At 40.9% G+C, this 22650-nt stretch carries 20 protein-coding genes and 1 rRNA gene; all 21 read left to right on the forward strand.

Going from position 1 to position 22650, the window contains the following annotated elements:
* The first annotated feature begins 6 nt into the window (after nt 1-6).
* Nucleotides 7-963: a GTPase Era gene (gene era, locus BLS24_RS14295; RefSeq protein ID WP_091760685.1), complete on the forward strand. Its 957-nt coding sequence runs from the start codon at nt 7-9 to the stop codon at nt 961-963.
* 9 nt (nt 964-972) lie between these two features.
* Entirely contained in the window at nt 973-1620 is a 648-nt protein-coding gene (recO, locus tag BLS24_RS14300; RefSeq protein WP_091760687.1) for a DNA repair protein RecO, read from the forward strand.
* A gap of 62 nt (nt 1621-1682) precedes the next feature.
* Nucleotides 1683-2288: a hypothetical protein gene (locus BLS24_RS14305; protein WP_143015192.1), complete on the forward strand. Its 606-nt coding sequence runs from the start codon at nt 1683-1685 to the stop codon at nt 2286-2288.
* 51 nt (nt 2289-2339) lie between these two features.
* Nucleotides 2340-3749: a glycine--tRNA ligase gene (locus tag BLS24_RS14310; protein WP_091760693.1), complete on the forward strand. Its 1410-nt coding sequence runs from the start codon at nt 2340-2342 to the stop codon at nt 3747-3749.
* A gap of 28 nt (nt 3750-3777) precedes the next feature.
* Entirely contained in the window at nt 3778-6432 is a 2655-nt protein-coding gene (alaS, locus tag BLS24_RS14315) for an alanine--tRNA ligase (protein WP_091760696.1), read from the forward strand.
* A gap of 124 nt (nt 6433-6556) precedes the next feature.
* A complete protein-coding gene (gene rpsU, locus BLS24_RS14320; RefSeq protein WP_013280615.1) occupies nt 6557-6733 on the forward strand; it encodes a 30S ribosomal protein S21 in 177 nt (58 codons plus the stop codon).
* Nucleotides 6734-6874: 141 nt separating this feature from the next.
* Nucleotides 6875-8407: a Na+/H+ antiporter NhaC family protein gene (locus BLS24_RS14325; protein ID WP_091760698.1), complete on the forward strand. Its 1533-nt coding sequence runs from the start codon at nt 6875-6877 to the stop codon at nt 8405-8407.
* Between the two features lie 81 nt (nt 8408-8488).
* Nucleotides 8489-9349 carry a metallophosphoesterase gene (locus BLS24_RS14330; RefSeq protein WP_091760701.1) on the forward strand — a complete coding sequence of 287 codons (861 nt, stop codon included), beginning with the start codon at nt 8489-8491 and terminating at the stop codon, nt 9347-9349.
* Nucleotide 9350: 1 nt separating this feature from the next.
* Nucleotides 9351-10100, forward strand: a complete 750-nt coding sequence (locus tag BLS24_RS14335; RefSeq protein WP_091760704.1) for a segregation and condensation protein A — start codon at nt 9351-9353, stop codon at nt 10098-10100.
* Between the two features lie 3 nt (nt 10101-10103).
* Nucleotides 10104-10673, forward strand: coding sequence for an SMC-Scp complex subunit ScpB (gene scpB / locus BLS24_RS14340; protein ID WP_091760707.1), 570 nt, complete (start codon nt 10104-10106; stop codon nt 10671-10673).
* A 143-nt stretch (nt 10674-10816) separates the two neighbouring features.
* Nucleotides 10817-12247 (forward strand): acyl-CoA carboxylase subunit beta, encoded by a 1431-nt coding sequence (locus BLS24_RS14345; RefSeq protein WP_091760710.1) that lies wholly within the window; start codon nt 10817-10819, stop codon nt 12245-12247.
* A 17-nt stretch (nt 12248-12264) separates the two neighbouring features.
* Entirely contained in the window at nt 12265-13131 is an 867-nt protein-coding gene (locus BLS24_RS14350; protein WP_091760713.1) for an OadG family transporter subunit, read from the forward strand.
* 13 nt (nt 13132-13144) lie between these two features.
* Entirely contained in the window at nt 13145-13504 is a 360-nt protein-coding gene (locus tag BLS24_RS14355; protein WP_071175896.1) for a biotin/lipoyl-containing protein, read from the forward strand.
* A 50-nt stretch (nt 13505-13554) separates the two neighbouring features.
* Nucleotides 13555-14697, forward strand: a complete 1143-nt coding sequence (locus BLS24_RS14360) for a sodium ion-translocating decarboxylase subunit beta (protein ID WP_071175897.1) — start codon at nt 13555-13557, stop codon at nt 14695-14697.
* Nucleotides 14698-14724: 27 nt separating this feature from the next.
* Entirely contained in the window at nt 14725-16137 is a 1413-nt protein-coding gene (locus BLS24_RS14365) for an oxaloacetate decarboxylase subunit alpha (protein WP_091760716.1), read from the forward strand.
* Between the two features lie 163 nt (nt 16138-16300).
* Entirely contained in the window at nt 16301-18445 is a 2145-nt protein-coding gene (glgX, locus tag BLS24_RS14370; RefSeq protein ID WP_442857229.1) for a glycogen debranching protein GlgX, read from the forward strand.
* Nucleotides 18432-19037, forward strand: coding sequence for a hypothetical protein (locus BLS24_RS14375; protein ID WP_091760722.1), 606 nt, complete (start codon nt 18432-18434; stop codon nt 19035-19037). The genes glgX and BLS24_RS14375 overlap by 14 nt, the downstream gene beginning before the upstream one ends.
* Nucleotides 19038-19054: 17 nt before the next feature.
* On the forward strand, nt 19055-19732 hold the full coding sequence (locus BLS24_RS14380) for a response regulator transcription factor (RefSeq protein WP_072701955.1): 678 nt from the start codon (nt 19055-19057) through the stop codon (nt 19730-19732).
* Nucleotides 19719-21245, forward strand: a complete 1527-nt coding sequence (locus tag BLS24_RS14385; RefSeq protein WP_330388286.1) for a sensor histidine kinase — start codon at nt 19719-19721, stop codon at nt 21243-21245. The genes BLS24_RS14380 and BLS24_RS14385 overlap by 14 nt, the downstream gene beginning before the upstream one ends.
* An 11-nt stretch (nt 21246-21256) precedes the next feature.
* Entirely contained in the window at nt 21257-22138 is an 882-nt protein-coding gene (locus BLS24_RS14390) for a hypothetical protein (RefSeq protein ID WP_091760724.1), read from the forward strand.
* 339 nt (nt 22139-22477) lie between these two features.
* Nucleotides 22478-22650, forward strand: a 16S ribosomal RNA gene (locus BLS24_RS14395); the annotation flags it as partial.

A 22650-nucleotide genomic window follows, 5' to 3' on the forward strand; every position in this document is an offset into this window, starting at 1 on the left:
GTAAGAATGGAAAATAATTTTAAAACTGGTTTTGTAACTTTTATAGGTCGCCCAAATGTAGGTAAGTCTACACTTATGAATCATCTGATAGGTCAGAAGATAGCTATTACTTCTAACAAGCCTCAGACCACTAGAAACAGGATCATGACTGTTTATACTGATGATGAGTGCCAGATGATCTTCCTTGATACTCCTGGTATCAACGATACCAAGAACAAGCTTGGAGATTACATGAGCAAGGCGGCAAAGAGCACCATTGATGAGGTGGATGTAGTTCTTTTGCTAGTAGAACCTAGTACTTACATTGGCGAGATCGAAAAGTCTATAATAGAAGACTTAAAAAAGTGCAAGAAGCCGGTGATTCTTGTTATCAACAAGATCGATACAGTGTCAGAGGATGATCTTTCAAAGTTTGAAGATGCCTACAAAAAGGAAATGGATTTTGACAAGATCGTTCATGTGGCAGCCCTTAAGGGCAAAAACATTGAAAGTGTCATGGATGCCATTAAGGAATTCCTTCCTTTTGGACCTCCATTCTATGATGAAGATACAATTACTGATCAGCCAGAAAGGCAGATCACAGCTGAGATCATTAGAGAGAAGGCTCTTAGACTCCTTCAGGATGAGGTGCCTCACGGAATCGCTGTTACTATCGAGACCATGAGAATGCGTGAAAAGAAAAAGCGCCACTATCATCCACCAAAGGATGGCTCCTATGATCCAGAGGGCATCATGGACATCAACGCAACTATTATCTGCGAGAAGGATTCCCATAAGGGCATTGTTATCGGAAAGGGTGGTTCAATGCTCAAAAAGATCGGTTCTACTGCAAGAACTGATATAGAGGAGCTTCTTGGATGTCAGGTCAACCTTCAGCTGTGGGTTAAGGTCAGAAAAGACTGGAGAGATGACAAGACTCAGCTTAAGAGCTTTGGATATGATGTAAACAGTTTTAAGAAATAAGGGTCATTTATGGAAGATTTTGTTACTGTTCGAGGCATGGTTATCAAGCATTCCTGTACAGGGGACTATGACTGGGTGGCTACTATATTCACAGCAGACAGAGGTAAGATCACAGCATTTGCAAGGGGGGCTAGGAAACCTGCAGCCAAGCTTTCTGGCTCAGTAGAACCTTTTTGCTTTGGAACTTTCAAGCTGTTTGCCGGCAAGAACTCATATACTATAGTAGAAGCAGACATAGAAAATTATTTTGAAGGATTTAGACAAGATCTGGAAGGTGCCTGCTATGGCACCTTTTTCCTTGAGCTTGCTTCATATTATACAAGAGAAAATGTAGAAGATAAGGAACTGCTTAATCTTTTGTATATTTCACTTAAAGCTCTTTTGAATGAGAATATACCAAATAAGCTTGTTAAGTGTATCTATGAGATCAAAGCTCTTCAGATAGAAGGTGAATACCCTGGGGCTCCTAAGAATATGGAGCTTATGGATTCAACCAGGTACGCCCTTGATTTTATCGTAAGGACACCCCTTGAAAAGCTCTATTCCTTCAATGTTACAGGAGAGGTACTTGGTCAGCTATGCAAAGTAGCTGACATTTATAGGAACAGATTTATCGATAGACCATTAAAGAGTCTCGAAATGCTTGAGGCTTTTTAATAGTATTGAAAAAGAAAAACGATTTGGATATAATTACTTTGTTTGTTTAAAGGGTGGATGTTATGCAAAGTATTTATTTAAAGAAGTATTATTTTTTAGGTGCTGTGATTGTTTTAGCTTTCTTGACTTTTGGTTGTGGCAAGGAAGAGTCAATGGTCACATCAGTTGAACTAGACAAAAATGGCGCTGTTACTAACACTATTATAGAAGAGTTTGATCAGAGTCTTTATGATCTCGATGAGCTATCAAAGATGGCTTCATCTGAGGTTTCAGCATACAATTCTGAATGTCTTAGTGAGAAGATCGCTGTAGAATCAGTAGAAATGTTAAAAGATGAAAAGACTGTAAAGATGGTACTTAAATTCAGCAGTGCCAATGACTATGCAAGCTTTAATGATACAGCTCTTTATTTTGGAACTGTTCAGGATGCTATAGATAGAGGATATGAGATCTCTACAGAGCTTGTGAACTCTGAGGGACAGGTTTTATCATCAGAGGGACTTTCTGATTATCTCTCAAGATCTATCATTATCACTGAGGATAGATCAGTATTTATCACACCATTCAAGATCGATTATTATTCAAATGGTGTCAGACTCAATGGAAAAAAGGAAGCGATCACATCAGATGCTACTTCTGAAGTGATTCAGCTGCTTCTTTCAAAATAAAAAATTATTTGAAATTCATCTGTGGTTAGACAGCAGGTGGGACGGAGGATTATGGAAGCGAACGCAAAATCTATGGAAAAAATTGTAGCTCTGGCTAAGGCGAGAGGATTTGTATATCCTGGTTCAGAAATCTATGGTGGACTTGCCAATACTTGGGACTACGGTAATTTGGGTGTTGAATTCAAGAACAATGTAAAGAAAGCTTGGTGGCAGAAGTTTGTACAGGAGAACCCATATAACGTTGGTGTTGACTGTGCTATTCTTATGAACCCTCAGACATGGATCGCGTCAGGACATTTAGGAGGCTTCTCAGATCCTCTTATGGATTGTAAAGAGTGCCATGAGAGATTCAGAGCTGACAAGATCATCGAAGATTTTGCAGCTGAGAACGGAATCACTCTTGAGACATCAGTTGATGGATGGTCTCACGAGGAGATGGAGAACTTCATCAAAGAGCATAACGTTCCATGCCCATCATGCGGTAAGCACGATTTCACAAGCATCAGAGAGTTCAACCTGATGTTCAAGACATTCCAGGGCGTAACAGAGGATGCTAAGGATACAGTTTATCTTCGTCCAGAGACAGCTCAGGGTATCTTCGTAAACTTCAAGAACGTTCAGCGTACATCTCGTAAGAAGGTTCCATTTGGTATCTGCCAGATCGGTAAGAGCTTCCGTAACGAGATCACACCTGGTAACTTCACATTCCGTACAAGAGAGTTTGAGCAGATGGAGCTTGAGTTCTTCTGCAAGCCAGGAACACAGACAGAGTGGTTTGAGTACTGGAGAAAGACATGCTATGAGTGGCTTCTTTCACTTGGTATCAAGAAAGAAAACTTAAGACTTCGTGACCACGATCCAGAAGAGCTTTCATTCTACAGTGATCATACAACAGATATTGAATATGCATTCCCATTCACAGATTGGGGAGAGCTTTGGGGCATTGCTTCAAGAACAGATTACGATCTTACAAGACACCAGGAGACATCTGGACAGTCTATGGATTACTTTGATGATGAGACTAAGGAGAAATACATTCCTTACGTTGTTGAGCCATCACTTGGTGCTGACCGTGTAACTCTTGCATTCCTTTGCGAGGCTTATGACGAGGAAAACCTTGGAACAGAAGAAAATCCTGATATGCGTACAGTACTTCATTTCCATCCAGCACTTGCGCCTGTTAAGATTGGTATCCTTCCACTTTCCAAGAAGCTCAATGAAGGTGCTGAGAAGATCTACGCACAGCTTTCCAAGAAGTACAACTGTGAATTTGATGATCGTGGAAACATTGGTAAGAGATATCGTCGTCAGGATGAGATTGGAACTCCTTTCTGCATCACATATGACTTTGATTCAGAGACAGACGGCAAGGTAACAGTTAGATTTAGAGACAGCATGGAGCAGGAGAGAATCGCTATCGATGAACTCGATGCTTACTTTGCTGACAAGTTCACTTTCTAAGTGATATAGATTATTTGGAGGATTTATTATGAAACAATTTACAGCTAGCGAGCTGCGTAAGGCTTGGAAGCAGTTCTATATAGATCGCGGACACGTTGACTGCGGTGCTGTTTCACTTGTATCTGACGGATCAACAGGTGTTATGTTCAACGTTGCTGGTATGCAGCCACTTATGCCTTACCTTCTTGGTAAGAAGCATCCAAAGGGAACACGTCTTTGCAACGTTCAGGGATGCGTTCGTACAAATGATATTGATTCTGTAGGTGATAAGAGCCACGGAACATTCTTTGAGATGATGGGAAGCTGGTCACTTGGCGATTACTTCAAAAAAGAGCGTTGCCAGTGGAGTTTCGAACTTCTTACACAGCTTTTTGGATTTGATGCAGATCACCTTGCAGCAACTGTATTTGCTGGTGATGAGAATGCACCAAGAGATGAAGAGGGTGCTAAATATCGTATCGAGTCAGGCTTCAAGCCAGAGAATATCTTCTACCTTCCAGCAGAGGATAACTGGTGGGGACTTGAATATGGTCCATGTGGTCCTGATAGTGAGATGTTCTATGTAAAAGATATTCCAGATTGCGGACCAAACTGCGGACCTGGATGTCACTGTGGTAAGTACACTGAGATCGGTAACGACGTATTCATGCAGTATGAGAAGCATCACGATGGTTCTCTTACACCACTTTCTCAGAAGAACGTAGATACAGGTTGGGGACTTGAGCGTATCCTTGCATTCCTTAACGGTGTAGATGATGTTTACAAGATCGATCTTCATGCACCTGTTATCGCGTACATTGAGAAAGAAAGCGGCATCAAGTATGACTCAGATGAGAAGACTACAAGATCAATGAGAATTCTTGCTGACCACACACGTACATCAGTTATGCTTATCGGTGATGAGGCCAAGCTTCTTCCTTCTAACACAGGAGCAGGCTATATTCTTAGAAGACTTATCCGTCGTGCTGTTAGACATGCCAGAACTCTTGGACTTAACAAGGAGCAGATCCTTGGTGTGGCTAAGATTTATATTGATGAGTACAAAGATAGCTATGAGCACCTTAATAAGAACCAGAAATTCGTTCTTACAGAGCTTGAAAGAGAGATCAACCGTTTCGAGTCTACTCTTGAGAATGGTATGAAGGAGTTCAAGAAGATCCTTGATAAGACTTCAGCAGCTGGCAAGAAAGTGATCGAAGGTAAGGATGCATTCTTCCTTTATGATACATATGGATTCCCAGTTGAGCTTACTGTAGAGCTTGCAGAAGAGGAAGGACTTACTGTTGATGAGGAAGGCTTCAAGGCAGCTATGGAAGAGCAGAAGCAGAAAGCTAGAGACAATCAGAACTTCTCTGCAAATCTTACAACTGGTGCTGGTGTATTTGATGGTCTTGATGAGTCAGTTCAGTCTGAGTTTCTTGGCTACGAAGCAATTGAATGTGATGGCAAAGTAGTTGCTATGGCTGGTGCAGAGGCTCTTACAGATGAGCTTACAGAAGGTCAGCAGGGTACTATCATTACAGATAAGACAACTTTCTATGGCACAATGGGTGGCCAGGTTGGAGATATTGGTAAGATTCTTGGACAGAACGGATCTGAGTTTGAAGTTCTTGAGACTATTCATGTAGCAGGTGGTAGAACAGCTCATGTTGGTAAGGTTGTAAAGGGAAGCTTCAAGGTTTCTGATGCAGTGTCACTTAAGGTTAATGCTGAGAACAGAGCCAAGACTTGTCGTAACCACTCAGCAACTCACCTTCTTCAGAAGGCACTTCAGGAAGTCCTTGGAGATCACGTTGAGCAGGCTGGTTCATACCAGGATCCTGACAAGACAAGATTTGACTTCTCACATCATCAGGCTATGACAGCTGAGGAACTTCAGAAGGTTGAAGATATTGTTAATGCCAAGATCTTAGAGGCACTTCCTGTTGTTACAAAGGAAATGTCTATCGAAGAAGCTAAGAAGACAGGTGCTATGGCTCTCTTTGGAGAGAAGTATGGCGATACTGTTAGAGTTGTAAATATGGGTGACTACTCAATCGAGCTTTGCGGTGGTACTCATGTTGCAAATACAAGCCACATCGGACTCTTCAAGATCGTATCTGAGAGTGGTGTAGCTGCAGGTGTTCGTCGTATCGAAGCTCTTACAGGCAGCAATGCAAGAGAGTACTTCAAGAACGTTGAAGGAAAGCTTAACGATGCTGCTAAGGCACTTAAGACAACTCCAGCAGATATAGCTGATCACATCAAGAAGCTCCAGGATGAGCTCAAGGCACTTAAGAGCGAAAACGAATCTCTTAAGAGCAAAGAGGCTCAGGCAGCTCTTGGGGATGTAATGGATAAGATTCAGGAAGTTAACGGTGTTAAAGTACTTGCTACATCTGTTAAGGGTGTAGATATGAATGGTCTTCGTGATCTTGGTGATCAGATGAAAGCTAAGATCGGTGAGGGTGTTGTAGTTCTCATTTCTGAAGCTGATGGTAAGGTTAATCTTATCGTAATGGCAACAGATGGAGCACTTGCAAAGGGTGCCCACGCTGGTAACCTTGTCAAAGCAATCGCACCTAAGGTAGGTGGAGGCGGCGGTGGTCGTCCTAACATGGCTCAGGCAGGCGGTAAGAACCCAGCTTGTATTCAGGATGCATTAGCAGAGGCCACAAAAGTTCTTGCAGATCAGATAAAATAATGCTTGACACACTAAAATTTTATGTTACAATTGTAAATGTTATGTGAGCATATAGGCTCAAAACATAATAAATAACCCAATCAGTCATGTACTTGAAGGGACTGAAGGGAGGGTAAGAGTAGAGATGTCAACAGTAGTAGTAAAAGAAAACGAGACTTTGGATAGCGCACTGCGTCGTTTTAAGAGAAGTTGCGCAAAGGCTGGTATCCAGCAGGAAATCCGTAAGAGAGAGCACTACGAGAAGCCTAGCGTAAGACGCAAGAAGAAGTCTGAAGCAGCAAGAAAGCGCAAATATAACTAAATCAATTTTTTAAAAAGTTCTTGGAGTTATCCAAGAACTTTTTTTCTGCTCAAGTCTAGACTTATGCATTTTCGATTGATAATATAACAGTGCAACGTTTTAAAATGTTAATTAGATAAATTTTTCAGGAGGAAAAAAGGAATGTTTGTGGGAACTATTTGGTCATTATTGCCGCCAATTATAGCTATTGCATTGGCGCTTATTACTAAGGAAGTTTATTCTTCATTATTTATAGGTATTGTTGTTGGTGGACTTCTATATAGTGGATTTAGCTTTTCTGGAACTATGGAGCACGTATTTGTTGATGGTATGATCGCTCAGCTTTCAGACTCATGGAATGTGGGAATACTTATCTTCCTTGTAGTTTTGGGAAGTATGGTAATGCTTATGAATCGTGCTGGCGGATCTGCTGCTTTTGGTAGATGGGCGGTTGATCATGTTAAGACCAAGACTGGTGCACAGTTTGCCACAATCCTTTTAGGTGTCCTAATTTTTATAGATGACTATTTTAACTGTCTTACAGTTGGCTCAGTTATGAGACCTGTTACAGACAAACACAAGATCTCAAGAGAAAAGCTTGCTTATCTTATTGATGCAACAGCAGCTCCTGTCTGCATTATTGCTCCTATTTCTTCTTGGGCAGCTGCAGTAACAGGCTTCGTTGATGGTGCCAATGGACTTTCCCTTTTTGTAAAAGCTATTCCTTATAACTTCTATGCGTTCTTAACTTTTGCAATGATGATCACACTTACACTGACAAATTATGACTTCGGACCAATGAAAAATGCTGAGCAGAGCATCAAGTCTAACTCTAAAAAGGCAAAGCATGAGCTTCATCCAAGTATCACTGGTGCTGAAGATCAGCCAACTCCTCCAACATCTCTTAGAGGTAGAGTTATTCATCTTGTTCTTCCAATCGTATGCCTTATTATCTGCTGCGTTATCGGCATGATCTACACGGGCGGATTCTTTGAGGGAGAGAGCTTTGTTGATGCATTCTCTAACTCAGATGCTTCTGTAGGACTTGCTTATGGCTCTGTAGTAGCACTTATCATTACTATTGTATTTTTCCTTTTGACAAGAGTCCTTAGCTTTAGCGATTGCATGAACGCAATACCAGAAGGCTTTAAGAGCATGGTTCCTGCAGTACTTGTTCTTACATTTGCTTGGACACTTAAGTCTATGACAGATTCACTTGGCGCTGCATCCTACGTAGCTGGTATTGTTGATAACATCGCTCATCATGACGGACTTATGAGCTTCTTGCCAGCACTTGTATTTGTTGTTGGAACCTTCCTTGCTTTTGCAACAGGAACCTCATGGGGAACCTTTGGTATCCTTATTCCTATCGTAGTAAACGTATTTGGTGGCAACATTGATAATGAACTTATGATCATTTCAATCTCTGCATGTATGGCTGGTGCTGTTTGCGGTGATCATTGCTCACCAATTTCAGATACAACAATCATGGCTAGTGCAGGAGCACAGTGCGAGCATATTGACCATGTATCAACACAGCTTCCATATGCTATGACTGCAGCTGCTTTATCACTTGTTGTTTATATCATTACTGGTTTTGTAAGAAACTGGCTCATCTGCCTTCCAATTGGCATAGTTTTGACAGTTGTTACTATTTATGGAATCAAGCTCTTTTCCCAGAAAAAGAGCGCCTAAAAAGCTTTAGAAAAGTGAAGTTCATTTTGACAAGGGTATATGTTAAAATTAGATTTGTTACGTCAAAAATGAGTTGAGATTATGTGGATATATATTTGTATTATTCTGATCTTAATATTGGCTTTTGTAGTCGCTGTGATCTATCACGACACCCATACCTTTGTTGTTAGAAATTATGAGGTATCATCTGATAGAGTAGACAGGGACTATACCTTTGTCCTTTTATCAGATCTTCATGGATATGAATTTGGTAAGGATAATGTGAAGCTCTATGAGGCTGTTGATGAGATATCACCTGATGCGATCCTTGTGGCAGGAGATATGTTTACTGCAACTAAGATAAAAGGAGAGATTCAGTATAAGCCTGGTTTTGAGCTGTTATCCGCTCTTTCCTCCAAGTACAAGATCTACTATGGTAATGGTAATCATGAGCACAAGATGAAAGCTTTCACCAAGGAGTATGGCAATTTCTATGATAGATATCGGAATAAGCTGTCTCAAAAAGGAATTGTTTTCCTTGAAAATGACTCTGTGGTGATAGAAAACAACATCAGGATCACGGGTCTTGACCTTGGACTTGAGTACTTTAAAAAGATCACTAAAAAGTCCATGGATAAGGGCTACATTAATAGACTTGTTGGTGATAGTAATAGAGATAAATTTAATGTTTTGATAGCTCATAACCCTCAGTATTTTAACGAATATACGGAATGGGGCGCTAACCTTACTGTGGCTGGCCACGTTCATGGCGGTATTGTGAGACTTCCTTTAATAGGTGGTGTTATTTCGCCTGCCATAGCTCTTTTCCCAAGGTTTGATGGTGGAAAGTTTGAAAAAGAAGGTAATACTATGATCCTCAGCAGAGGCCTTGGAACTCACACTATTCACGTGAGATTCTATAATCCGGGTGAAGTCTGCGTTATCAGGATCAGAAAGGCATGATATGTCATTAGAGATTAAACTTCAGGTGTTTGAGGGACCGCTTGACCTTTTGATGCACCTGATTGATAAAAACCAGATAGATATTTATGATATTCCTATTGTTACCATCACAGAGCAGTACATGGAATATATTAATGCCATGCAAAAGGAAGACATGGAAGTAACCAGTGAATTCCTAGTAATGGCAGCGACACTTATTGATATTAAATGCAAGATGCTCCTTCCTAAGGAAGTCAACGAGGACGGCGAGGAAGAGGATCCTAGAGCAGAACTTGTTGAGAAGCTCCTTGAATACAAGATGTACAAGTACATGGCCTACGAACTTAAGGATAGGCAGATGGATGCGGATATGCAGTGGTTCAGGGAAAAGAATATCCCTAAGGAAGTTAAGGACTACGAAGTGCCAATAGACTTTTCTGAAATGCTTGGGGATGCAACTCTTACCAAGCTCAACGAGATATTCCAGGAACTTCTAAAGAGACAGGAAGATAAGGTTGACCCTATCCGAAGTAAATTCGGTAATATCGAGAAGGAAGAGATCGATATGGATGCCAAGACCTTGTATATCAAGGCTTACATTCGCGAGCATTCCAAATTCAGCTTCAGACAGCTACTTGAAAAGCAGCACAGTAAGACTGAAATTATAGTTACCTTTTTGGTTATCCTTGAAGAGATGAAGCTCGGCGACATTGAGATCGAACAGGAAACTACATTTGGTGACATTATCATTACGTCCAGAAAGGCAAGTTAAATAATGACAAGAGAAGAAGGTGCAAGCATAGTAGAAGCAATTCTTTTTACTATGGGAGATTCTGTTGAGATAAGTGCCCTTGCAAAGGCTATGGAGACAGAGTCCAAAGAAGTTAAGAAGTATATAGAATACCTCAAAGAGAAGTATTCAAAAGAAGATAGCGGTATCGGACTTATAGAGCTTGAAAGTGCAGTTCAGCTCTGTACCAAAAAGGAAATGTATGAGTATCTTGTGAAGATAGCCAAGGCTCCTAAAAAGGCAGTGCTTACTGATTCACTTATGGAAACTCTTTCTATTATTGCTTACAAACAGCCTATTACAAGACTTGAAGTTGAAAAGATCCGCGGAGTAAACAGTGATCACGCTGTTAACAGACTTGTAGAATTCGGGTTGGTCCAGGAACTTGGAAGACTTGATGCTCCAGGAAGACCTCTTTTATTTGGAACCACAGAAGAGTTCCTTAGAAGCTTTGGAGTTAGATCTCTTGAGGACCTTCCAGCTATAGGAACTGTGCAGGTTGAAGAGTTTAAAGCTCAGGCAGAGCAGGAAATAAATGTAAAACTTGATATATAATCTTAAAATTTAGGGAAAATACTATATTTTTTATGTATTTTTCCTTTTTTTTGGCTTCTTTTATGCTATACTATAATCTGACTTAAGTTGCGGTTTTATGTAGTATCATCAAAACTTACACTATATATATCGGAGGTAAAGAAATGAGTAGTTCTTCACAAGCGAGTCAAAGAATTAATGCTTTGCTCGACGAAAACAGTTTCGTTGAAATCGGCGGCCTTGTGACAGCCAGAAGCACAGATTTCAATCTGAAACAGGAAGAAACACCATCAGACGGCGTTGTTACTGGATATGGTGTTATCAATGGCAATCTTGTATATGTTTATAGTCAGGATGCGTCTGTACTTGGCGGATCAATTGGCGAGATGCATGCAAAGAAGATTGTCCGCCTGTATGAACTGGCAATCAAGACTGGCTCACCTGTAATCGGTCTTATCGATTCAGCTGGACTTCGTCTTCAGGAGGCTACAGATGCACTTAATGCATTTGGCGAGATTTATCTTAAGCAGGTGGAGGCTTCTGGAGTAGTTCCACAGATCACAGCTATTTTTGGTACATGTGGTGGTGGACTTGCACTTATTCCTTCAATCACAGACTTCACTTTCATGGAAGAGCAGAAGGCTAAGCTTTTTGTTAATTCACCTAACGTTCTTGAGGGTAATTACAAGGAGAAATGTGACACTTCAGCAGCGAAGTGGCAGAGCTCTGAGACTGGCAGCGTAGACGTTGTAGCAGATGAGGCTTCAATCTATGCACAGATCAGAGAACTTGTATCTATACTTCCTTCTAATAATGAGGATTCAGATTCATATCAGGAATGCTCAGATGATCTTAACAGAGCATGTGAGAATCTTGACGGTGCAGCAGCTGATCCAGCACTTGTTGCAGCTCAGATTTCTGATAATGGTCTTTTCTTTGAAACAAAGAGAGATTACGCAAAAGAGATGGTTACAGGATTCATCAAACTCAACGGCGCAACTGTTGGTCTTGTTGGAAACCGTACAGCTATCTTTGATGAGAATGGAAAAGAGGCAGAGAAGTTCGATGGCAGACTTACAGCTCACGCATGTGAGAAGGCTGCAGATTTCGTAAACTTCTGCGATGCTTTTGATCTTCCAGTTCTTACACTTACAAATTCAACAGGCTTTGGTTCATCAAAGTGCGACGAGAAGCATGTTGCTAAGGCAGCCGGCAGACTTGTATTTGCTCTTGCAAATGCTACAGTTCCTAAGGTTAACCTTATCACTGAGAAGGCATTTGGTAGTGCATACGTTGTTATGAACTCTAAGGCAATCGGTGCTGACGTTACAATCAGCTGGCCAGATGCACAGATCGGTACAATGGATGCTAACCTTGCAGCTAAGATCATCTGCGATGGCAAGGATGCAGAGACAGTTTCTAAGACTGCAGCAGAGTATGCTCAGCTTCAGAACAATGTTAAGAGTGCTGCAGCTAGAGGATATGTTGATGAGATCATCGAACCAGCAGATACTAGAAAATATGTAATTGGCGCTTTCGAGATGCTTTTTACAAAGAGGGATGAACGTCCTGCTAAAAAACACGGCACAGTTTAAAGAAGGGAGCACTCAAAATGAAACGTAAATTTTTAGTTTTGGGAGTAATGCTTAGCTGTCTTTTAAGTCTTAGTGCTTGTGGAGCAGAGTCACAGTCAGATGCTTCTAGTAACAGCAAATATCCTGTAGGATTCTTCAATCAGACTGCTATTGAAAATTATGCTCATGCAGTAGAAGATAACTACTTTGAAAATTGGTATTTAGATGGCGTTACACCTGAGAATTTTGAGGATGAGCTTTATGTTTCACTCGCAATGGACATCGATAAAGATGAAGCTCAGCAGGCATATTATCTTAGAGGTGTAGACGAGTCTCAATATCTTGTTTACAAGAGCGGATATACAAGCTGGTATAAGGCACTTAAAGAGCTTGGCTACGGCGATTCTAAGAGCTTAGCGGATAACTTAAGCATTAGTGATGTAAGTTATTCATTTGATAAAGATGGAAAGCTTGTAGTGGATGCTACCATTCAGGGTACCAAGCACTCAGCTATCATGAAGATTTATCTGAATAACGAGTTTGAGCCAACAGATATTGGTGTTACAATCAACAAGACTACTGGTGAAAGGCTTGAGAACGCCGGACTTAATACTCTTCTTGGTATGGGTATGGCATTCGCAATCCTTATTATCATTTCTCTTATTATTTCTCTTTTCCCAATCTTCTTTGGTGGAAAGAAGAAAAAGAAAGAAAGTGATAAAGAGATCACTAAGAAGGCTATGGACAACACAATCAATCAGATTGCAGAGCAGGAAGGCCTCTCTGGTGATGCAGAGCTTGTAGCAGTTATTGCAGCAGCTATTGCAGCATATGAAGGCAGCGCTAGCACTGATGGATTCCAGGTTAGATCAATTAGAAAAGTAAGCAAAAATTGGAAGAGATAAAAGGAGTATAACAATGAAGAACTATACAATAACCGTTAATGGAAACGTATATGATGTAACAGTAGAAGAAGGTGCAGGTTCAGGCGCTCCTGTAGCAGCTGCAGCACCTGTAGCTAAGGCTCCAGCAGCTCCTGTTAAGAAGGCTAGCGCTGGTGCAGGTTCAATCAAGGTTGAGGCTGGTGCCGCTGGTAAGGTACTTAAGATCAACGCTAACGTTGGACAGGCTGTTAAGAAGGGCGACACAGTAGTAACTATCGAGTCAATGAAGATGGAAATCCCTATGGTTGCTCCTGCTGACGGAACAGTAGCAAGCGTTGATGTAGCTGCTGGTGATTCAGTTGAGGCTGGAACAGTTCTTGCTACTCTTAACTGATAGTAGTCAGAGATAATATTGTTTTATAAAAACAGAAATGAGGATAAAAAATGGATTACATAATTCAGACATTATCTAATCTCTGGGATCAAACAGCATTTACATCAATGACACCTGGTAACTACATCATGGTAGTTGTAGCTTTGGTGTTCTTGTATCTTGCTATTGCCAAGGGATTTGAGCCTTTGCTTTTGGTACCAATTTCTTTTGGTATGCTTCTTGTAAACATCTATCCAGATATCATGGCTGAGCCAGTTAATGGAGCAGCAGGTGGACTTTTACATTATTTCTATATTCTGGATGAATATGCTATCCTCCCTTCACTTATTTTCTTGGGAGTTGGCGCTATGACAGACTTTGGACCACTTATTGCTAACCCAATAAGCTTCCTGATGGGTGCTGGTGCTCAGTTCGGTATTTTCTCTGCTTACTTCATGGCCATTTTCTTTGGCTTCAATGATCAGCAGGCTGCAGCAGTATCAATCATCGGTGGTGCAGATGGCCCTACATCTATTTTCCTTGCTAGTAAGCTTCACCAGACTTCTATCTTAGGACCTATCGCAGTAGCTGCGTACTCATACATGGCTCTGGTTCCTATGATTCAGCCTCCTATTATGAAGCTTCTTACAACTGATAAAGAGAGAAAGATCAGAATGCAGCAGCTTAGAGAAGTATCTAAGGTTGAGAAGATTCTTTTCCCAGTTATCGTTACTATCGTAGTAAGTATGATCCTTCCTACAACTGCTCCTCTTATCGGTATGCTTATGCTTGGTAACCTCTTTAGAGAGTCAGGCGTTGTTAGACAGCTTCAGGAAACAGCTTCTAACGCACTTATGTACATCGTAGTTATCCTTCTTGGTACATCAGTTGGTGCTACAACAAGTGCTGAGGCATTCCTCAACAAGACAACTCTTATCATCGTTGTACTTGGTCTTATTGCTTTCGCTTTTGGTACAGCTGCTGGATGTCTTCTTGGTAAGCTCCTTTGCTTGATCACTAAGGGCAAGATCAATCCGCTCATTGGTTCAGCTGGTGTATCAGCCGTTCCTATGGCAGCCAGAGTATCTCAGAAGGTTGGTGCAGAGTATGATCCTTCAAACTTCCTTTTGATGCATGCTATGGGACCTAACGTTGCCGGAGTTATTGGTACAGCTGTAGTTGCTGGTACTTTCATGGCAGTATTTGGAGTTTAATAAAGAATAGAAAGGATAATAATAGATATGGCAGAATTAGAGAGAAAACCAGTTCGTATCAATGAGACTGTTCTGCGTGATGCTCATCAGTCACTTATCGCAACAAGAATGCCTACTGAGGTTATGTTGCCTATTATTGATACAATGGATAAGGTTGGATATAACGCAGTAGAGTGCTGGGGCGGTGCTACATTTGATGCTTGCATGAGATTCCTTAAAGAGGATCCATGGGAGAGACTTCGTAAGCTCCGTGCAGGCTTCAAGAACACAAAGCTTCAGATGCTCCTTCGTGGACAGAACATCCTTGGATACAAGCACTATCCAGATGATGTAGTTGAGTACTTTGTTCAGAAGTCAATCGCAAATGGTATTGATATTATCAGAATTTTTGACTGTCTTAACGACCTTAGAAACCTTGAGGCTTCAGTTAAGGCATGTAAGAAAGAGGGCGGACACGCTCAGATCGCTCTTGCATACACACTTGGTGATGCTTATACAGAAGAGTACTGGATGAACATCGCTAAAGATATCGAGTCAATGGGTGCAGATTCAATCTGTATCAAGGATATGGCTGGACTTCTTCTTCCTTACGAGGCAGAGAAGCTTGTTAAGGCTCTTAAGAGTGCTACAAGCCTTCCTATCGATCTTCATACACACTACACTTCAGGTGTTGCCAGCATGACATACATGAAGGCAGCTGAGGCTGGTGTTGATATTATCGACTGCGCAATTTCTCCATTCGCTCTTGGTACATCACAGCCTGCAACTGAGGTTATGGTAGAAGCCTTCAAGGGACAGCCTTTCGAGACTGGTCTTGATCAGAAGCTTCTTGCTAAGATCGCAGATCACTTCAGACCATACAGAGAAGAGTGCCTTGCTAACGGACTTATGGATCCTAAGGTTCTTGGTGTTAACATCAAGACTCTTATGTATCAGGTTCCTGGCGGAATGCTTTCTAACATGGTTAGCCAGCTCAAAGAGCAGAATGCTAGCGACAAGTATGATACAGTTCTTGAGGAAATCCCACAGGTTCGTAAGGACTTCGGTGAGCCACCTCTTGTTACACCTTCATCACAGATCGTTGGTACTCAGGCCGTTATGAACGTTCTTATGGGCGAGAGATACAAGGTTGCTACTGACCAGACTAAGGACCTCCTTGCTGGTGAGTATGGTAAGACAATCAAGCCTTTCAACCCAGAAGTTCAGAAGAAGATCATTGGTGATAGAGAAGTTATCACATGCAGACCAGCTGACAAGTTACAGCCAGGTCTTGATAAGTTCGAGAAGGAAGTTTCACAGTGGAAGCAGCAGGATGAGGATACTCTTTCTTATGCATTGTTCCCACAGGTTGCTACAGACTTCTTCAAGTATCGTCTTGCACAGCAGGAGAAAGTTGATGTTGCTGCAGCAGATACCAAGAATGGAGCTTATCCTGTTTAATATTTGAACGAATTACGGAAACGTTCTTGTCTTTTAGGCAAGGACGTTTCTTTATTTTTAAGGATTATTACAGGTTACAGCCTGCTTTTTCACAGAAAATTAATCAATTATGTGATAAAATTAATCTATGAATGAGTTTAGAAGACACAGATCAAATAAAAAGATGGTAGAGATAGGCGAGCGTCAGGTCAAGGAGCTTAGAAAACAAGATCTAGGCAGACAGATGCTGGCCTTAGACGAGTGCAATGGTTTTAGGATAAGACCAGGCCTTTATAACATGAATGGAGCAACTATGCTCACTGACGGTGTCAATTTTACGGCTTATTCTAACGGCGCTACATCTATTACTTTGATCTTATATAATAGGGGCGAAAGTCAGCCTTTTGCTGAGATTCCATTTCCAGAGAGCTATAGGATAGGTAATGTCTATTCTATGATCGTATTTGGGCTTGATATTGAAAATCTTGAGTATTGCTACAGGGTTGATGGTCCATGGGATCCTGAAAAAGGTCTTTTGTTTGATAAAAAGCATGAGCTACTTGATCCATATGCTAAGGCAGTTTCTGGTCAGAGAATCTGGGGACAGAGTCCAAATGGCGCTGGAACCTATAGAGCAAGAGTTGTAAGAGATAACTTTGAATGGAATGATACATCAAGCTCTACGCTTCCTATGAGTGACCTTGTAATCTATGAGCTTCATGTAAGAGGCTTTACAATGGATCCTTCTTCAGGCGTCAAGTTCAGAGGAACCTTTGATGGGATCATGGAAAAGGTTGATTATCTAAAGAGACTTGGTATCACAGCTGTTGAGCTTATGCCTATCTTTGAGTTTGATGAAACAAGAGATAAAAGAGAAGTTAACGGCAGGACTCTTTTAGATTACTGGGGCTATAACACCATCAGCTTTTTTGCCCCAAATACAAGCTATGCCTCTCATAAAGAGCATAATACTGAGGGCGTAGAATTAAAGCGTATGATAAAGGCTCTTAAGGATAACGGAATCGAGGTTATCCTTGATGTTGTGTTCAATCACACAGCTGAGGGCAATGAAAACGGACCATTTATCTCATTTAAGGGATTTGACAATAATATTTACTACCTGCTGACGCCAAATGGCCAGTATTACAATTTTAGTGGCTGCGGCAATACTATGAACTGTAACCATCCTATGGTTCAGGAACTCATTGTACAGTGCCTTAGATATTGGGTAGAAGAGTATAGGGTTGATGGATTTAGATTCGACCTTGCTAGTATCTTGGGACGAGATCAGGACGGATCGCCAATGGAAAGACCTCCTCTCATCCAAAGACTTGCCTATGACCCTATCCTTGGAAATACTAAGCTGATCGCTGAGGCCTGGGACGCAGGCGGAATGTATCAGGTTGGTAACTTCCCAGCTTGGAAGAGATGGGCTGAGTGGAATGGTAAATACAGAGATGATATCAGATCCTACTTAAAGGGCGATGTATGGGCAGCTCCAGAAGCTGTTAAAAGAATAACTGGATCCATGGACCTTTATGGCGGATCCTACCTTGGATATGAGTCATCAGTTAACTTTATTACCTGCCACGACGGATTTACTCTCTATGATATGTATGCCTATAACAGCAAGCATAATGAGGATAATGGCTGGAACAATACTGATGGTGCCAATGACAACAGGAGCTGGAACTGCGGATGTGAAGGTGAGACCGATGATCCGGCAGTACTGGACCTTAGATTTAGAATGATGAGAAATGCAATAACTGTTCTCATGTGTAGCCGCGGTACGCCTATGGTCTACGCTGGCGATGAATTTGGCAACACACAGTTTGGCAATAATAATGCATATTGTCAGGACAATGAGATTTCCTGGCTGAACTGGGACCTTCTAAACAAGAATAAAGGCTATTTTGACTTCTATAGAAACATGATACAGTTTAGAAGAAAGCATCCCGCTATCAGGTCAGACCTTGCGCCTGCCCAGTGTGGATATCCTTTCATTTCAGTTCACACAGAGAACCCTGATAATGGTAATATAACTAAGGATTCCAAAGTTATATGCGTGCGTTACGCAGGATTTTCCAAGAAAAAGAATCACGATGATATAGTATATCTGGCAATAAACGTATTTTGGGAGGATATTCAGATCATGCTTCCAAACCCTCCAGAAAATGCGTATTGGGCTTTGTGCGTAGATACAGGCGATGAGTCAGGCAAATATTTTTATAACAGGCCAACTCCTCTTACCTGGAGAAACAGAACACTTAAGGCTAGAAGCGTCAGTGTATTCATAGCATCTTACGGAGCAGAATATGGCGGCAATTGATAATAATGAAAAAAGCAATATTGTGGGTGGATATGAGTTTTTATCTGAGACAGATGCAGATAAGGCCAATATGGATCTTTCCAAGATAAAACTCTTAGAGTCACGTGTAAAGGTAAGCCGCCCCAAGGATATGCTTGCTGTTTATCAAAAAGCTATTGAAAATAAGATATTTAAGACACCAATAGGATGGAGATATCTCATCGATCTAAGGGAGAGGCTGCTTGATAGCGGCTTTTCAGAAGATGATCTTATCCCTATTCCTGTAGAAGTCTCTTTTACCAGACATTCAGCATTTGAGAATCTGACAGTAAAGCAGAGGATCAAACCAGAAAAAGAAAAGGAAAAGCTTGAGTTTAAAAGGATATTTCCAATCGTATTTGATGTAGTTCTTGTAATATTAGTAATTCTGATGTTTATCATCGCTGCTACCAGTGAGAATGACAACATAATTAATTACAAGCGAAACGTGACAAACCGTTATTCTGCCTGGGATGAAGAACTCAAAGAGAGAGAAAAGGCTGTTCGAGAAGCAGAAAAAAAACTTGGAATCGAAAGCTCAGAGGGGTATCATGAGGATATTGGCGATGAGTAGATAGGAGGAATTACTAGATGGAAGATCTTAAGATATTAGTAGTTGATGATGAGAGCAGAATGCGAAAACTCGTCAAAGATTTTTTAACAAAAGATGGATATATAGTACTTGAGGCTGAAGACGGTCAGCAGGCACTAGATATATTTTATAATGATAAAGATATCTCACTTGTTATCTTGGATGTAATGATGCCAAAGAGAGATGGTTGGGAGGTTTGCAGGGAGATCAGAGATAACTCTAAGGTACCGATCATCATGCTTACAGCCAAGAGCGAGGAGAGAGATGAGCTTCTTGGTTTTGAACTTGGAGTAGATGAGTATATCTCCAAGCCTTTCAGCCCAAAGATCCTCGCAGCAAGAGTTTCAGCAATTCTCCGTAGAACCAACCAGAACGTAAACAATCAGGTTATGGAAGCAGGCGGAATCGTTGTAAATAAGGTTGCCCACAGCGTACAGGTTGACGGCAAGGAAATTGAGCTTAGTTACAAAGAGTTTGAGCTCCTTTCATTCTTCTTTGAGAATAAGGGCGTAGCTCTTTCTAGAGAAAAGATTCTTAATAACGTATGGAACTATGATTATTTTGGTGATGCTAGAACCATTGATACTCACGTTAAAAAGCTCCGTGGTAAGCTTGGCTCAAAAGGCGACATGATCAAGACAATCTGGGGCATGGGATACAAATTTGAAGAAGCTTGATGATAATTCTACAAATATAAAAAAGACACATTCCATAAGATTTGAGATTAGTGCTACTTTTATCTCTATTATGTTCCTCACATTCGGACTTATCCTTTTGATAAATCTCTTTTTCATGGAGAAGTTCTATGTGCAGAACAAGAGAGAAGCTATCATACAGGCCTATAGGAGTATTGCACAGGCTATAACTGATGGAGATATTACATCTGAGGAGTTTGATCAGGAAATTGGTCATATCTGTGAGCGCTACAACATTGAGATGATCGTTTTGGACGCAGATTCCAAGACTGTTAAATCATCTACCAGTAATGTAGAGTTTTTGGCCAAGCTCCTTTGGGAGAATATGCTCACCTCATCATCTAATACTACAGGTGAGTTCGAGACCAGAGAGATCCTTGATTACGGCGATGGCTATACACTTCAGATGGATATGGACAGAGCTACAGGTAGAAAATATCTTGATATGTGGGGGGTTGTAGGTAGCGGCAACCTGGTACTTGTAAGATCTACAATGGAGAGTATCAGGGATAACGTTATCATTTCTAACACATTCATGGCTTACGTAGGTATTATAGCCATTGTAGTTGGTTCTATATTTATCTTGTATATTTCCAAAAAGGTTACTGACCCGATCAAGAGACTGTATCTTATCTCTGATCAGATGAAAAAACTTAATTTCGAAGCTAAGTATGAGAATCTAGAGAGCTATTCTAACGAGATCGATGTACTTGGTCAGAATATGAATGAACTTTCTGAGACCCTTGAGAGTACCATTAAGGAGCTCAAAAAAGCTAATATAGCCCTGAAGCATGATATCGCCCAGAAGGAAGAGATTGATGAGATGAGAAAAGAGTTCCTTTCAAACGTTTCTCATGAACTCAAGACTCCAATAGCTCTGATCCAGGGATATGCAGAAGGCCTCAAGGAAGGTATCAGCGATGACGAAGAGAGCCGTAACTTCTACTGCGAAGTCATCATGGATGAAGCATCCAAGATGAATATCATGGTAAAAAAGCTACTGACACTGAACCAGCTTGAATTTGGTAATGATAGTGCCAATATGGACCGCTTTGATATTGTGGATATGATCCGCAACTATATCAAATCAGCGGAACTTTTGGCAAAACAAAAGGATGTAACTATTAAATTTGATGATTATGAGCCGATATTTGTATGGGGAGACGAATTCAAGATCGAAGAAGTCCTCCAGAACTTCTATAGTAACGCTCTTAATCATATAGATGGTGACAAGATCATAGAGATCAAGCTCATCCAGGAAGACAATCATGTGCGGGTATCTGTATTTAATACAGGTAAGCCAATTCCTGAAGAGAGCCTAGATCATATCTGGGAGAAGTTTTATAAAGTTGATAAAGCTAGAACCAGAGAATATGGTGGTAGTGGTGTAGGTCTTTCTATTGTTAAGGCTATCATGGAAGGTATGCACCAAGCATACGGCGTTAAAAACTACGACAATGGCGTAGAGTTCTATTTTGAATTAGAGACAAAGTAAAAGGGGTATTTATGAGGGGCAAGAGATTACCTGGAATCATAATTTTATTAAGCACAGTATTAGCTCTCACTGGATGCGGTGAGAAGTTTCCTGATCTTACAGAGGAACAGTATAATCAGACCGTTGAGTATGCTGTTGGTCTGTTAATGAAGTATTCCAATAATGGACAGGCAAAGCTCACCTATGTTGATGCCAAGGAAGAGCAGGACCAGAGAGACAGAGACGCTAGGAAAAAGGAAAGAGAAGAAAAGAAGAAGGCTGAAGAAGAAAAGAATCAGCAGCAGACTTACACTCCTCCTGTAACTTCAGATACAGAAGAACCAGATACATTTGATAGTACAGATAATATCGATGATGGTGAAGAGATGGTGGCTATAGGCTCATCAGAGGATGAGGCAGCTGGAACAAGCAGTGAAGAGTCAGCTACAACTGGTTCTGGCTCAGAATCAGCAGGCTATGATCCATCTGCCATCACATTATCTTCAGAGGACTCTCAGGAGATAATGCCAGACATATTCCTTTCATATCAGGGATATTCTATTTCTAGTACATATCCAGAGAGCTCCAAGAGCTATGTTGTTAACGCTGATAATGGTAAAAAACTCTTAGTACTTAGATTTGATCTTTATAATGCTTCATCTTCAACCAAGGAAGTTAATATGATCAATCTAAAGCTCTTGTTCCAGATCAAGCTAAATGGCAAGAATCTAGGCTATTCATCAGTTACATTCCTGCCTAATGACCTAGCTTCTTATATAGGTAGCATAGAGTCAAAAGCACATGAAAGTCTTGTAGTTTTGACACAGATAAATGAAAAAGACACATCAAATATCCAAAATTTAGGTCTCATAGTTACACAGGATGGTCAGGAGCAGAAGATCAACCTCAAATAACGCATGAACACTGGAGCCACATAGGATTTAGAGCCCGCTTTTATAGCGGGCTTTTTTATATAATAAAAGTCAAAAAAGTACGTTATAAAAATTTACCAAAAAAATTTGAAAAATGTTGTTGACATTAAATATATGCAGTGATATAGTTATATTCGTTGCTGATGCAGACAAGATACACTGCAAACGCGGTAACAGAGCGGTTTTGAAGCTCATTGTACATTGACAAATAAACAGTAATGCAACCCTGAAAAATTCCAAGAGAATTATTCAGAACAAAGATTTAGTAAATAACGGACAGAACAAAAGCCAAGCTTTAGTTCTTTGTCAGATCAAACTTTTAAACGTGAGAGTTCGATCCTGGCTCAGGATGAACGCTGGCGGCGTGCCTAACACATGCAAGTCGAACGGAGATTTAACGCTGATGAGGCTTCGGCGGATTCTTGTTAAATCTTAGTGGCGGACGGGTGAGTAACGCGTGGGCAACCTGCCTCATACTGGGGGATAACAGCTGG

The sequence above is a fragment of the Butyrivibrio sp. INlla18 genome, assembly GCF_900103635.1.
GTDB lineage: Bacteria > Bacillota > Clostridia > Lachnospirales > Lachnospiraceae > Butyrivibrio.